At 38.8% G+C, this 14,004-nt stretch carries 13 protein-coding genes; 9 read left to right on the top strand and 4 right to left on the bottom strand.

Annotated elements, in window-relative coordinates:
* The first annotated feature begins 6 nt into the window (after window positions 1-6).
* From mreC to rodA, 4 genes are read left to right on the top strand one after another with little or no spacing between them, the layout of a single operon-like run.
* Complete coding sequence (gene mreC / locus AWW67_RS07365) at window positions 7-861, top strand: rod shape-determining protein MreC (protein ID WP_062300890.1); 855 nt, start codon at window positions 7-9, stop codon at window positions 859-861.
* A complete protein-coding gene (gene mreD / locus AWW67_RS07360) occupies window positions 854-1,369 on the top strand; it encodes a rod shape-determining protein MreD (RefSeq protein WP_053222306.1) in 516 nt (171 codons plus the stop codon). Before mreC ends, mreD begins: the two co-directional genes overlap by 8 nt.
* Window positions 1,369-3,249 carry a penicillin-binding transpeptidase domain-containing protein gene (locus AWW67_RS07355; RefSeq protein ID WP_071387073.1) on the top strand — a complete coding sequence of 627 codons (1,881 nt, stop codon included), beginning with the start codon at window positions 1,369-1,371 and terminating at the stop codon, window positions 3,247-3,249. The genes mreD and AWW67_RS07355 overlap by 1 nt, the downstream gene beginning before the upstream one ends.
* A complete protein-coding gene (gene rodA, locus AWW67_RS07350; protein ID WP_062300889.1) occupies window positions 3,246-4,517 on the top strand; it encodes a rod shape-determining protein RodA in 1,272 nt (423 codons plus the stop codon). Before AWW67_RS07355 ends, rodA begins: the two co-directional genes overlap by 4 nt.
* Window positions 4,518-4,529: 12 nt before the next feature.
* On the opposite strand, the gene AWW67_RS07345 is transcribed toward rodA, so the two are convergent.
* The 3 genes from AWW67_RS07345 to AWW67_RS07335 form a co-directional block, all read right to left on the bottom strand.
* The gene (locus AWW67_RS07345; RefSeq protein WP_062300888.1) at window positions 4,530-5,825 is read right to left on the bottom strand and encodes a TlpA family protein disulfide reductase; all 1,296 of its coding nucleotides are present in this window, start codon (window positions 5,823-5,825) and stop codon (window positions 4,530-4,532) included.
* A 181-nt stretch (window positions 5,826-6,006) separates the two neighbouring features.
* Window positions 6,007-7,218, bottom strand: coding sequence for a peptidase associated/transthyretin-like domain-containing protein (locus tag AWW67_RS07340; protein ID WP_062300887.1), 1,212 nt, complete (start codon window positions 7,216-7,218; stop codon window positions 6,007-6,009).
* 6 nt (window positions 7,219-7,224) lie between these two features.
* Window positions 7,225-8,724 carry a TlpA family protein disulfide reductase gene (locus AWW67_RS07335; RefSeq protein WP_062300886.1) on the bottom strand — a complete coding sequence of 500 codons (1,500 nt, stop codon included), beginning with the start codon at window positions 8,722-8,724 and terminating at the stop codon, window positions 7,225-7,227.
* 213 nt (window positions 8,725-8,937) lie between these two features.
* Between AWW67_RS07335 and AWW67_RS07330 the strand changes: the two genes are divergently transcribed.
* From AWW67_RS07330 to AWW67_RS07315, 4 genes are all read left to right on the top strand, one after another.
* Complete coding sequence (locus AWW67_RS07330) at window positions 8,938-9,426, top strand: asparaginase domain-containing protein (RefSeq protein ID WP_062300885.1); 489 nt, start codon at window positions 8,938-8,940, stop codon at window positions 9,424-9,426.
* A gap of 30 nt (window positions 9,427-9,456) precedes the next feature.
* A complete protein-coding gene (locus AWW67_RS07325; protein ID WP_062300884.1) occupies window positions 9,457-11,085 on the top strand; it encodes a S8 family peptidase in 1,629 nt (542 codons plus the stop codon).
* Between the two features lie 188 nt (window positions 11,086-11,273).
* Window positions 11,274-11,999: a carboxypeptidase-like regulatory domain-containing protein gene (locus AWW67_RS07320; RefSeq protein WP_053222301.1), complete on the top strand. Its 726-nt coding sequence runs from the start codon at window positions 11,274-11,276 to the stop codon at window positions 11,997-11,999.
* 118 nt (window positions 12,000-12,117) lie between these two features.
* A complete protein-coding gene (locus tag AWW67_RS07315) occupies window positions 12,118-12,510 on the top strand; it encodes a GxxExxY protein (protein WP_062300883.1) in 393 nt (130 codons plus the stop codon).
* 85 nt (window positions 12,511-12,595) lie between these two features.
* Here AWW67_RS07315 and AWW67_RS07310 read toward each other — a convergent pair whose 3' ends face one another.
* Window positions 12,596-13,222, bottom strand: a complete 627-nt coding sequence (locus tag AWW67_RS07310; RefSeq protein WP_062300882.1) for an arylesterase — start codon at window positions 13,220-13,222, stop codon at window positions 12,596-12,598.
* A 79-nt stretch (window positions 13,223-13,301) separates the two neighbouring features.
* Between AWW67_RS07310 and AWW67_RS07305 the strand changes: the two genes are divergently transcribed.
* Window positions 13,302-14,003, top strand: coding sequence for an ABC transporter ATP-binding protein (locus AWW67_RS07305; protein ID WP_062300881.1), 702 nt, complete (start codon window positions 13,302-13,304; stop codon window positions 14,001-14,003).
* Window position 14,004: the final 1 nt, after the last annotated feature.

The raw sequence follows: 14,004 nt of genomic DNA, 5'->3' as shown, positions 1-14,004 counted from the left end.
TAATGAATGGGTCAGTTATTTTCTTTTCTTTATAAATACCGAGCGTTTTTTACATTTCTAACCCTAGAGGTACTATGTATTTGGATCATTGTTCGAAATAACAATTACCAAAGAGCAGCGTACTTCAGTGTGGCCTCTGGCTTTGTTGGAAATATTAATGAAAGAACGAATAACATAAGCGATTACTTTAGCTTAAAAAAGGTGAATAGCGATTTGGCCGAAGAAAACGCCAGGTTGCGAACACTGTTGTTACAGCTAACGGAAACCCCATTAGATTCGCTCAAAACCTTTGATATTGATACCGATACTACTGATGCGGTACATTACAGACTAATTGCTGCCGAAATCGTAGACAATTCCATTCGCTTAAGTCATAACTTCTTTAAAATTAATAAAGGAAGTAATGATGGTATTAAGACGGGCATGGGTGTGATTAGTCAGAAGGGGGTAGTGGGTAAAATTAGAACGGTATCTAAAAACTACTCTAGCGGTATTTCGCTACTGAATTCCAGAAATCAAGTTTCGGCTAAACTTAAGAATTCAAACAGAACGGCCACTATTCAGTGGGATGGTGATGGGCGTAACCCAAGGGTAGCAAAACTCTTATACATTACTAGAGAAGATAATGTTCAAGTGGGCGATACGGTTGTGACTTCTAGCTTTAATGCTGTTTACCCAAAGGATATTATGATTGGAACTGTGGCCAGTGTTAAGCCCGACCCTAATCAGCGCGATTTGGAAATCGAAGTATCCTTAAGTGTGGACTTTGGAACACTGGCCTATGTGTATGTTATAGAGAATATATATAAGGAGGAAGAGGACTCAGTTTCTTTAAACAACCCTGTAGACTTTAATGAGTAGAAACCTGATCATATTGACTGTTACAGCAATCCTGCTGATGATTTTTCAGGTACTAATTCTGAAATACTTTGTGATTTTCGGTATTGGGTTTTGCTTTCTATACCTTATGTTTTTGCTATTCCTACCTTTAGAAATTGGCTTCGCCTCGGCTATGATCATTGGGTTAATAGCAGGCCTAATTGTCGATTTATTTTATAATACGCTTGGTATTCATGCTTTTGCCTGCGTTCTGATAACGTTTCTTCGTCCTTATTGGATGAAATGGAATAAGCCTAGAAGTGGCTATGAAGTTAATGATTTGCCGATGATTACCAATTACGGTCTTGGTTGGTTTGTTATCTACGCGCTACCTTTAATCTTTATTCATGCTTTAACCGTATTCTTAATTGAATCAGGAGGAAACCAGCTGGTAGGGATTTCAATCCTTAAATCTGCCGTTACGGCTCTTATCTCACTGGTTTTTATGATCGCTATTCAGTATCTTTTTTACTCTAAGGCGAAGCGGTAATGTGGGACAACAGAAGGTATATTATACAAGGTGCGTTTGTTTTGATTGGATTAGTTTTTCTGATCAAGTTGTTTGCTATTCAGGTATTAGATAAAGATTACAGAACCAAGGCCGAGCGAAATATTATTCAGCCCATTGTTCAATACCCTTTTCGCGGCCTTATTTACGATAGAAATAAACAACTCATAGTTTATAACGAACCCGTCTACGACCTCATGGTCGTTCCAAAAGATGTTGCTATTGCCGATACCACCGAGTTTTGCGAGCTCTTGGGAATAGAAAAAGAAGTTTTTTTGGAGAACATGAAAACCGCGAGGACGTATTCGCGAGTGAAACCCTCTGTATTTCTAAAGAAAATATCGCATGAGGAATACGGTAAAATTCAAGATCTACTTTATAAATACAGCGGTTTTTTTGTAAACCCAAGAACAGTAAGAGGCTACACTAGTCCAGTTTTGGCCAACGAGCTTGGCTATACGGGTGAAATTAGCAGACGTCAATTAGACAGAGACACTACTGGCTATTACAGATCGGGCGATAATATTGGAATTACTGGTTTAGAAGAGCAATATGAAAGACTCTTAAGTGGTAAACGAGGGGTAAGCTATAAGCAAGTAAATGTAAGAGGAATTGAAAAGGGATCCTTTAAAGATGGAGCGCTCGACACCGTTTCTGTACCAGGTACAAACCTAATCACCACTATTGATCTTGAATTACAGACCTATGCTGAAAAGCTACTTAAGGGCAAAACAGGGAGTATTGTTGCAATAGACCCTTCCACAGGGGAAGTATTGGTAATGGCTACCGCCCCCACTTATGAGCCAAAAATGTTGTCGGGAAGAGAGTTTGGTAAGAACTACGGAAAAATAGCATCAGACAGCGCTAAACTTTTATTCAATAGGGCGCATATGGCTACTTACCCTGCGGGCTCGGTATTTAAAACGGTTCAGGCACTTATTGCTTTAGATGAAGGAGTGATTAAACCGAATGAACAAATCTATGTTGATTTAAGTGGAATTGGCGACCACGCCCCAGCAGGCTACTATGATGTAGCCAGAGGTATTGAAAAGTCTTCTAACAACTATTTTCTTGAAGTAATGAGGAGGCTAGTAGTTCAAAGAAAGAACCCTAATTATATTGCTGATTCAAGAATAGGTCTAGCGCTGTGGGCAGATGCCGTAAAGAAATTTGGCTTTGGTGCTCCGTTGGGTATCGATATCCCCGGAGAGGCTTCTGGCCTAATACCCGATGTTGATTATTACGATAAGATTTATGTAAACAAGAACTGGGGCTATAGCACGGTTCAATCCTTATCAATAGGTCAAGGAGAAATATTGGTTACTCCATTACAGGTGGCTAATCTAGCTGCTATTATCGCCAATCGTGGCTATTACATACAGCCGCATTTAGTAAAGGGGTTTGAGAAAGACGGTACCGTAACTTTAAAGCAATTTGAAAAGAAGTATACAGGAAAAGGCTCCGATTATTACCCAGCTATTATTGAGGGAATGAAACGTTCGGCTCAAGCTACTACTAGAGCACCTATTAAGGATATTGTAATTGCTAGTAAAACCGGAACGGCTGAAAATGGAGCGAAAGACGAGACCTTAGACCATTCCGTATTTATGGCTTTTGCACCAGTAGATGATCCAAAAATTGCCATTGCGGTGTATATCGAAAATGCGGGTTGGGGCGGACGAGCCGCAGCTACCACCGCCAGTCTTGTAATGGAAATGTACCTTAAGGGTTATATAGAAAAGGACTGGAGAAATAGAGAGGAGTATGTGCTCAAAGGTGACTTCTTAGACGAAGAACAGAAAAGAGAAATAGAAAGAAAGAAACAGGAAAAGGCTAGAAAGATTGCCTTAGAGCAACAGTGAGAAGAAGAGATTCCATATTAAAAAACCTAGATTGGCCCATTGTTTTCCTGTACATCATTCTTGTGGTGATGGGCTGGTTCAATATTTTCGCATCGGTTTACGACCCTGAAACTGCTTTTAATATTTTCGATGTAAGTCTAAGTTCAGGCCGACAGCTTTTATTCATTGGTGGTTCGGTAATACTCATTATTGTCATCCTCCTGATGGATTTTCGTATTTACGAATCTTTTGCGCCTTATCTCTACGCACTATTTATCCTCTTGCTGATGGCAGTTTTAGTCTTTGGAGCTAAAATTAACGGAGCAAGGGCTTGGTTCGACTTAGGAATTTTTCGACTTCAACCTTCAGAGTTTACCAAGTTGGCCACTGCACTTTTGCTGGCTAGGTATATTTCTAACAATAACGTTAAGCTTACCGAATTCAAACATCAGTTGATGGCCTTCTTCATCATCTTCTTACCGGTTGGATTTATAATGCTTCAACCCGATTTGGGTTCATCGTTAGTGTATTTTGCTTTTGTTCTTCCGCTTTTTAGAGAAGGCTTGCCAGCTATTTATTTAATAGTAGCAGGTTCATTTGCACTGCTTGGGGTGCTTACGCTTTTATTACCAATTACTATTATAATTATCATTGTTCTTGTTGTGGGCATAATTTGGATTCTAGTAACATCACGGTCCGTTTCGAATATTGTAATTACCTCGCTGTTGGCCCTTCTCAGTGTGGGCTTCTCCTATGGCTTCGGGTATGCTTTTGAAAATCTTGTGCCGAAATATCAAAAAGATAGAATCCTTGTCATCTTCGATTCCAATTCAGTAGATCCTTTAGGCGCGGGTTATAATCTTAATCAATCTAAAATTGCTATTGGCTCTGGCGGCTTTTCTGGCAAAGGTTTTTTAGAAGGAACACAAACCAAATACGGTTACGTACCAGAACAAAGCACCGACTTTATTTTTAGCACTTTGGCTGAAGAACACGGTTGGCTCGGAAGCTTCGTGGTGATTGCATTATTTGTTTTTCTGATGATTAGGATTACAGTAATTGCCGAACGGCAGAAGTTTAAATTTGCACGCTTTTATGGCTATTCGGTTGCTGCAATTATCTTCTTTCACTTCACCATTAATATAGCCATGACCATTGGCTTGTTTCCTGTGGTGGGTATTCCGTTGCCCTTCTTTAGCTATGGAGGCTCATCCCTTTGGTCATTTACTATAATGCTTTTTGTGCTCCTTAAAATGGACATGCACAGAACTCAGGTGCTTTCGAGGTGATTGATTGCCTTATCAGGAATTACCTTGAATTTCTCTGACTATCAGATTCTCTACTTGAGTTGAAGAAGGTCTTGGTGCATTCAGGTGAACTATTTCTCCCTTGCTGTCTAAAAGTAAATACCTAGGAATTGAATTGAGATTGAGTTGTTCAAAGAGCTTTGTGCTTATTCCCTGCTTAATAATATAGCTATTCTCTTTGATACCGTATTTCTGAATTACACTTAGCCATTTTTCGTAATCATCATCAACCGAAATATGGATGTACATAAACTCTGACGGATGGTACTTTGCTATAAGTGATTCGATATATGGAAACTGCTGATAGCACGGAAGGCACCAGGTAGCCCAAAAATCTAGGTAAATAACCTTTCCTCTATTGACTTTAATCAGCTCTTCCAACCCTATTTCCTTTTGATCAGAGTCAATTAGCCTCGAAGATAAATCAAGTGTTTTTGGATTGATTTTACTCGAATTATAGTATGCTCTGAATACGGTATCATTGTGGTTTTGGCTGTATTGCTCAACCATTATTGTTTCCCCTTCAACCGATAATTTGGGAAGGTTCTCAAGCAATGCTATTCGGCTGATCATTGTTTTTTCCATTGCGGGAATGCTTTGATTGGTCAGAATAGGCGAAAGCACATGATCAAGGTCTTCTTTGGTATAAATGGGTTGAGATGGAGCGAAATGTTTAGTGTAGATGGTGGTCATTAATTCGCGGTACTCAAACGCATGATAAATCAACTGAATGGAATCTTCATCATAAATAGTGGAGCGAAAGAATGAATCGAGCGGCATGGGATTTTCATTAGCAATATCATTGGCGTTGAGTAAAATCTTGAATTTGTCAAGCTCATTTAGCCAAGTGTAGTAATAGTAGGCTTTTACAGTAAGTTTTTGTTCCCTTAACAAGGAATCAAGCAGATATGCCTCTTTGCTGATCTCTATTAAAGCTTTCTCCTTTAAGTTAAGAATGTCTTTGTCTAGCTCTTCACCCTCGTTTTGGGGTTGAATTTTGTTTTGATCGGAGTTCTTAAAATTTAGGAAATCATAAAAATAGGATTCACTTGAAATCGTATTTGAAAACAGTGCTGAGTCTCTATATGCTATATAATCGAAGCTTTGATCGTTGGGTTGAAAATAGAAGGAAATGCTATCTGGAAGTATATTCAACCTTTGCGAACCAAAGAGTGAAAGGTTTTGGCTCTTTCGGTTATAGGATGCTTGGATAGACAAAGCTTTATCGAGAGGAGTGATGCTTTTTATATTTCCGTTGTCTGCCGAGTCAAAGCGTATCTCTTTCTCCAATAAGTCATCGTTGATATAATGAAACTTTAGAGCTCCTTTGCGAATAAGGGATATGATTGCTTGATCAGAAAACTCAAGTACAATGGCCTTTTTGCTATGGTCTACAGTGGCTTTTTAGCATGAGACAACTGTTGCAAACAGAGCAAGAATCAGAAGAGAGTACCTCATATTTTTTAATGAGTTAGTTCGATGTCTTTTTGATAAACTGCTGGTCTAAGGGCTGCTTATTTTTTAGGCTTTCCTTCACCCAATCGGGTAGTAAAATCGGGTAGGTTTCCCAAAACCCTGAATGGTAAGGTAACTCGGGTAAGCTATTATCTCTTGGAGTAATTTCCTTGAATTTGATTTTTTTGAAGTCATCCGTATGCACGTTCGGAAATTCTATATAATGAATTTCCATTTCGTCATCGTCCGAATTTCTGTTGATAAAACGAGGGCTAACGCTCTTAATGGATTTGGGATAATAGCGACCTTCTACCTTCTGAAATTTCACTTCAACGTCATTCACAAGGTGTTCTTGGTTGTATTGAAATCGCCTAAACTCCAAAATGACATAGTCCCTCAGATCAATTTTAATGGTGGTGCTGCCCCAAAGCGTTGGGTAAGAAATATGACATATGGAATCGTTGAATTCTAAAACCTCGAACTTTTTGCTTTCTATATTTTTAAATGAACCAAATACCGTTGATGGGTTATTAAAAAGGCGAATGTAGTTTCTTTCGTAAACGTTCTGAATTGGATTAACGGGCGCCTCTCGAACGGTGCTTACTCTATTGAAAAACCGAATGGCAGTACTGTCTATATTTCCTGAATCGGTGGTTTCCCTTATTTCATTGAGCTTTATCTTGACGTTATCCTTGGCTGGTTTTTTATACCCAGCATCTTGTAGCGAAAAGTCAGCTTCAGTAACCTTGGTTATCTTATCTCCTTCCGTAAAAAGGGATCTATAATAGCCATCTAGCATATGTGCGCGATTGGGGTAATTCGTGCCAAAGAGGTCGAATGTTTTTTCGAGTATCGGAAGTATTTCGATTTTCTTTCCTTCAACAATAAAGTCTTTGAGGATGATTGCGTTGGGAGAAAGCTCAATTTTAAAAGGAATGTCTGTATATGAAATGTCCTTTAAAGGAATCAGCCTTTGTTTGTAACCTAACACCGAAACCAATAGTGTATCGTTGAGAAAAGAACTATCAAATGATAAGCTAAAAATGCCTGTTGAATCCACAAGCTTACCGATGTGGTTATTTTCCTGCAAAAACACGATGACGTTTTCTATCGGTTGCTGATTGGATTTATCGACAATAAAGGCCTTTAATGTGATTTTGTTAGCCTCTTGGGCTTGAGCAAAAGTCACAATAAAAACATAGAGCAGAAGTACGATAGTTCTTTTCATATTGAATCAGTTATGAGGAATATACTTCTCCAACATTTCTTTAATAGACGGGTCTTTTGGCCCTGGCGCATTTTTTTCTACCAAACGTCCATTGGCATCATAAATTAAGTATCGAGGAATTGACTGTATTTGAAGTGCTTTTATAAACTCTGAACTGCTGTGGTTTAAGCTAAGAAAGCTATTTTCATAATTACTGAGTCCATATTTTTCAGCGGCCTTTTTCCACGCACTTTGGTCGTTGTCGGAAGAGAGGTAAACGAAAACGATATCCTCATTTGCATACTCTTTTCTAAGCGCTTCAGCATAAGGCATGGCCTCTATACATGGCGCGCACCAGCTCGCCCAATAGTCAATGTAAATTACTTTGCCCTTGTGTTTGATTAAAATGTCTTGGAATCGGATTACACTGCCGTCTGCTTTTAACAAGTTCAATCCAACTTTCTCATTGATTTGCTTTTCATAGCCCAAAAGGAATTGCTCAGTAAACTCTTCTAAAAAAGTAGAGTCCTGATAAGTCATCATATACTCATTCAGGTAATCGGAGATTTCAACATACGGCTCCTTATATTCCACCATCTTAAATAAAGATGTTTCTCGGCCTAACTTCAAAAGTTCTCCTTCAGGCATATGGTTGGGAAGTTTATCGTAAGCCTCTTTGTAATTGATGTATTCCATTGACCTACTGCGATCAGTTTTACCTTCTAGCACTACTTGTATGATAAAATTTTGAAAATAACCCATGCCAAAACGACTGTTCATTATAAACTCACTAGTGAACAAATCAGAAGAGAAAGCCTTGCTTCTGATTTCTTGACTTTTTGTCCAGCGCAGAAGGCTCATTAGTCTATAAAAGGCCATTCTTTTTTCTAAGTCTAGTTTAAGTTCATTCAAGTCACTCAATCCAGAAGTCCCCTCTTGTTCTATTCTTTGTTCCGAAAGTTTATCCAAAAGACCTTCAACAAGTAAATTAAACGCATCTGGGTTGGTTTTAAGCAGATCTTTATTGAGAGTGAGGGGAAACCCAAGGTTTATTTTTTCAAAATCTGAGTTGATCTCGATAGGTTTAAATTTGTTGTTTGAAATCGTGTATAACCTATATAGCGAGTCGAGGTATGCCTGTTTAGAGCTTGATGTTGATATGCTCTTTTTGCCACCACTTAATTGAAAGGCTTCTCCACTTTGTGGCAGCAGAATATGAATTGAATCGCCTTTAGTCACATAAAGGCTATCGCTATAAATGTTCCTATGGCTTATAAGAACGACTTCTGGCTGATAAATGGGAATGTTAAGCGTATCTTTTCCTTGGTAAGCATAATAGTCCGCCTCAAGGCTATCGGCTATACTTCTGAAAAACCTGATTCTGATGGGCGAATCACTATAGTTATTAACAAAAAAGGCGACTTCATTTTTTTCTGGAATGATAACCTCTTCAATAACGGCCTTCTGCTTACAACCAAAACTTAAGCAAATGATAAACGCTAAACTTAGCTTACGGATACCCTTCATATTGAATTAACCTTCTTTAAATTGATTTGAAGTAACACTGCCGTTTAATTGGTTTTAAACGCCTTGGAATATACAACTAAAACTTAAGTTTTGGAGAGGGTTAGTTTTTATTATTGGTGAATTTTAGTATTTACATGAAGAGAATTCAACCTATTGAACAATAAGGGTTCAACTCTACTAGCAAAGCGTTTAAAAATCTATTAGCTTTCATTTATGAAAGTACTGTTTATTCAAGCGGGAGGCACTATAGATAAAGACTATCCAAAACTGAATAAGGGATATGCATTTGAAATTGGAGAACCTGCCATTTCGCGAATTCTAGAACGGAATTTTCTAGGCTTTGGCTATGAAATTGTAAGCCTCATGAAAAAAGATAGCCTTGACATGACTGATCAAGACAGAAGCAAAATTCGAGACTATTGTATGGCGTCTGAGTATGCAAAAATTGTCATAACTCACGGATCTGATACACTGGTTGAAACGGCCAAAGTGATTGGTCAGATAAAAGGAAAAACCATTATACTTACCGCAGCGTATAGGCCTGAAAGATTTTCGAATTCCGATGCAGATTTTAATATTGGCGTGGCAGTTGGTGGCCTCAATAATATATCAGAAGGCACGTTTATTGCCATGAATGGCCTGCTGATTCCCCCAGGCCAATGTTATAAAAATGAAAAAACGGGAAGGTTTCAACAGCGCTAATACTATATTTAAAAACTAGAAAATATACAGATGAAAAAATATACAATATGGGTGGTACTCTTGTTGGTATCGCTTTCAAGCTTTGCCCAGCAAGGGCTTTTACAAACACCTCCGAAAAACTGGTTTAACCTTGATCCGGTTGAAAACAAAGTGAATGGGGTGAGTACCGAAAAGGCCTATGAGTTATTAAAAGGTAAAACCTCTCAAAAAGTAATCGTTGCGGTAATCGACTCAGGCATTGATATCGAACACGAAGACCTTAAAGATGTGATTTGGACCAATCCAGGCGAAATCCCAAATAACGGAATTGACGATGATAACAACGGCTACATAGACGATGTTCACGGCTGGAATTTCATTGGCGGAAAAGATGGCCGTAACGTGGGTAAGGATAGCTATGAAGTAACTCGGTACTATAAAATTCTGAGCGAAAAGTACGAAGGTAAAGAGCTTAAGGATATTGATAAAAAAGACAAGGAAGAGTTTATTACTTGGCAAAAAGTAAAGAGTGAATTTGAAGAAGCTCATACCAAAGCACAAATGGAATTTGAGCAGTATGGAAGTTTAGCACGCCAAATTGAGCGTTTTAATAAACTGTTTGAAGCCTATATGGATGTTGAGGAAGTAACTGTTGCAGCTTTATCAGAAATAGAATCGGATGATGCAGTAATCGACTTAGGGAAAAACTACATGATTCAGATTTTACAATCTATTGATGAAGAAATGTCGTTGGATAGTGTGTTGGTTTTAATCAATATGGATTTGGCTGAAATGGAAGCGAATGCAAAGTACTCTTATAGCTTGGAATATGATGCAAGAGAAATAGTAGGTGATGACCCAAATAACCTTGCAGAGAAAGGTTATGGAAACAACGATGTTATTGGTAAAGGAACCGACAACTTTCATGGAACTCATGTAGCTGGAATTATTGCGGCATCCAGAGGAAACGGCATTGGAACCGATGGTGTAGCCAACAATGTAAGTATTATGGCACTTAGGGCTGTGCCCGATGGCGATGAGCGTGATAAGGACGTTGCGAACGCAATCCGTTATGCGGTAGATAACGGAGCAAAAATTATAAATATGAGTTTTGGAAAAGCCTATTCGCCTAACCTTCAGTATGTATATGATGCCATAGAGTATGCCAATTCAAAGGGTGTTTTATTGGTACACGCAGCAGGAAATAGTGGAGAAGACATTGATGAGGCCAACAATTTTCCAAATGATAAATTCGGTAAAAATGGCGATTGGGCCAATTGGATTGAAGTTGGAGCTTCTTCATGGGGCAGTGACGGTCAGTTTATAGGTAGTTTTAGTAATTACGGAGATAAAACCGTAGACCTATTTGCGCCAGGTGTGGCCATATATTCAACCGCTCCAAATAACGGTTACCAAGATGCACAAGGAACAAGCATGGCATCACCTGTAACGGCTGGTGTAGCAGCTATGCTACTTTCATATTTTCCTGATTTAACTGCAGAACAGCTTAAAGATATTTTGATGAAGTCTGTTCGCAAACTGGATGGCACTAAAGTGACTAAACCAGGAACATTCAATCAAGAAGTGAATTTCTCAAAACTGTCAAAATCAGGCGGAATTGTCAATGCTTATGAAGCCGTAAAAATGGCCGAGTCTATGAAACTAGGTAAGAAGAAATAGAGCTACGCTCAAACACGAAATGCACAAAAAGGGCGCTTGAATTATTCTCAAGCGCCCTTTCTGGTTTATTTCAAGCACCAAGAGCTAGAAAGGGCGGTTAAAAAAAGTTAAATACCAATTTTAGCTTAGGGTTATCTATCAATCAAGCGTTACTTTGTAACGTGTTCAAAACCATCACCATCTTATGTATGTTTCTCTTATGCTTTGGCCTTCGCGCTCAGCAGCAAGAAAACTATGTATTGAAAGGTCAACTGGTGGAAAAATCCACATTGGAGCCAATATCGTTTGCAACGGTTTTGGTAGTGAACCGAAAAAAGGGAGTAGCTACCGATAATGAAGGGAAGTTTGAATTTCCGGTACAACTTAATGACAGCATAAAAATCACTTCAATTGGCTATGAACCCGTGACTTTTACCATTACAGCCTCTTTAATGGAGACTCACCCCGAAGGGCTATTTATTCAATTGGAAGAAGGAACCTATTTGCTAGATTCAGTGGTGGTAACCGGTTTTGCAAAAGACTTTTATCTTAATCGTCCTGAGCGTGTACCCATGGATTTGGGTTTTGTAGACCCGAATGCCCCCAAAACGGATTGGTCTAAACCACAGATGGAGACCTTGGAGCAAGGAGGTGTTGGCATTTCTGGCTTACTCAATTTCTTGGATCGAAAATTTATGGAGAAGCGGAAGTTGAATGTACTGTTGGCCGCTCAAGAAAAAGAGAAAACGCAGAAAGAAGCTGTTGAGGCTAAATTCAATAAGGAGTTCGTAAAATTTGTTACGCGAATAGACGACCGTGTGATTGATGAATTTATGGAGTTCTGCAACTTCTATGATATCGAAATCCTTCGTGCTTCAGAATACCAACTAGCACAAAAAGTACTGAACCGGTACGATGCTTTTTTAAGGCGTTGACAGCTATTTTTTTCAGAGCTGAATTATTGACAACTTATATGTCTATAGTTTTAAAAAGCTTAAGGCTTGCTAATTTTTAACCACAAAGGGCACAGAGAATTCACGAAGTGCACTAAGGATGAATAAATCGGAGAATGAAATAGCGAATCAAATTATTGGGTGTGCCATAGAAGTACACAAAGCTTTAGGTCCTGGTTTGTTGGAGAGTGCTTATAAAGAATGCTTATTCTACAAACTTCGACAAGAAGGCTTATTGGTTGAGAAGGAAAAACCTATGCCACTCGTATTTGAAGAAGTAAAGTTAGAGTGCGGGTATCGTATTGATTTACTGGTAGAGAGAAAGGTAGTTATTGAGTTAAAAAGTGTGGAAAGTTTGACAGATGTTCATTTGGCTCAAACATTAACTTATATGAAACTTGGTAATTACAAACTCGGTTTGCTTATCAATTTCAATGTGGCGTTACTAAAACATGGAATTAGAAGAGTCATAAACGGAAATTTGACTGAGTAACCCCTTAGTGAACTTTGTGAAAAAACTTGGTGCTCTTTGTGGTTATAGAAAAAATACGATCAGTGACTTAAGTTAGATTAAATCTTCACTTCACATACTTCTCCAAATACCTCCACACGGTTTCTGCTACAATTTTATGTCCTGCGCGGTTAGGATGAATACCGTCCGATTGATTTAAATCTTCTTCACCACCCACGTTTTCAAGTAGAAAAGGAATTAAATCTACCTTTTTCTCTTTCGCTACTTTGGCAAAAACCTTACGGAATGATTCAGTGTATTCCTGCCCCAGGTTAGGCGGAATCTGCATGCCCGCCAAAAGGATTTTAGTGCTCGCGTTGGCCTGACGTACTTTGTCGATCATGGCTTTTAAATTGGCTTCGGTCTCTTGAATGCTTAAGCCACGTAAGCCATCGTTTCCGCCCAATTCCAACACAAAAATATCAGGCTTTCCTTGTAGTATCCAGTCAATTCTATCTAAACCACCAGCCGAAGCTTCACCACTTAATCCAGCGTTGATCACCTCATAATTCAGCCCCAAAGAATCTATCTTTTTCTGAATAAGGTTAGGGAAGGCTTCCTCCAAGCTTATACCATAACCAGCCGTAATACTGTCACCAAAAAAGATGATTTTTTTCTTCTCTTGATTGTTCGGGCTAAGCCAAAACGCAACAATGAATGTTAGAATACTAAAGAGTTGAAGTTTTGAAATCATATGTTTCTACACTTAATTGAAGGATCATTAAACATTCAAGATGGAAAAACGTCTTAAATGTTCACATCCCTATTACTACATGGCAAGTATACTGAAGGTTCAAGACCTAACGAAATCTTACAAAAGCGGTTCCAAAAATTTAACTGTACTCAAAAATGTAAATTTTGAAATTGAAAAAGGCACAAGTTTCTCCATAGTTGGACCTTCGGGCAGTGGAAAAACTACTTTGCTTGGGCTATGCGCTGGCCTCGACAGAGCATCATCGGGCACTGTGGTATTGAACGGCCACGCCTTGGAAACCCTCAACGAAGACCAAAGAGCCGCAGTGCGTAACCAGAATGTTGGCTTTGTATTCCAGAATTTTCAGCTTTTGCCTACACTTACCGCGCTTGAAAATGTAATGGTGCCGATGGAACTAAGAAAGGAAAAAAATATAAGAGCGCGTTCTTTAGAACTGCTCGACCGTGTAGGTTTGGCCGATAGGCACGACCATTACCCAACACAACTTTCGGGTGGAGAACAACAACGTATTTCAATTGCTCGGGCATTTTCAAATCAACCTGAAATTCTTTTTGCCGATGAACCAACTGGTAATTTAGATGAAGAAACTTCAGAAAAAGTAGAAGAGCTGCTGTTCAGTTTAAACAAGGAAGCGGGCACCACCTTAATTTTGGTGACGCATGATTTAGAGCTGGCCAATAAAACCAATCGAATCATTAGAATTAAAGGCGGACAAGTGGTTTTTGATTCGGAATTGGTGAATACAGAAACCTCAATTTGAT

Origin of the sequence: Roseivirga seohaensis, assembly GCF_001592945.1 — a bacterium.
Taxonomy (GTDB): Bacteria; Bacteroidota; Bacteroidia; order Cytophagales; family Cyclobacteriaceae; genus Roseivirga; species Roseivirga seohaensis.
This window is presented reverse-complemented; position numbering and strand designations above follow the sequence as displayed.

Coding starts and splice junctions, on each gene's coding strand:
- AWW67_RS07355 (WP_071387073.1), top strand. CDS start 1,369: ATGTGGGACAACAGAAGGTATATTATACAAGGTGCGTTTGTTTTGATT.
- AWW67_RS07315 (WP_062300883.1), top strand. CDS start 12,118: ATGAATAAATCGGAGAATGAAATAGCGAATCAAATTATTGGGTGTGCC.
- AWW67_RS07330 (WP_062300885.1), top strand. CDS start 8,938: ATGAAAGTACTGTTTATTCAAGCGGGAGGCACTATAGATAAAGACTAT.
- AWW67_RS07335 (WP_062300886.1), bottom strand. CDS start 8,724: ATGAAGGGTATCCGTAAGCTAAGTTTAGCGTTTATCATTTGCTTAAGT.
- mreD (WP_053222306.1), top strand. CDS start 854: ATGAGTAGAAACCTGATCATATTGACTGTTACAGCAATCCTGCTGATG.
- AWW67_RS07340 (WP_062300887.1), bottom strand. CDS start 7,218: ATGAAAAGAACTATCGTACTTCTGCTCTATGTTTTTATTGTGACTTTT.
- AWW67_RS07320 (WP_053222301.1), top strand. CDS start 11,274: ATGTTTCTCTTATGCTTTGGCCTTCGCGCTCAGCAGCAAGAAAACTAT.
- mreC (WP_062300890.1), top strand. CDS start 7: ATGGGTCAGTTATTTTCTTTTCTTTATAAATACCGAGCGTTTTTTACA.
- AWW67_RS07310 (WP_062300882.1), bottom strand. CDS start 13,222: ATGATTTCAAAACTTCAACTCTTTAGTATTCTAACATTCATTGTTGCG.
- AWW67_RS07305 (WP_062300881.1), top strand. CDS start 13,302: ATGGCAAGTATACTGAAGGTTCAAGACCTAACGAAATCTTACAAAAGC.
- AWW67_RS07325 (WP_062300884.1), top strand. CDS start 9,457: ATGAAAAAATATACAATATGGGTGGTACTCTTGTTGGTATCGCTTTCA.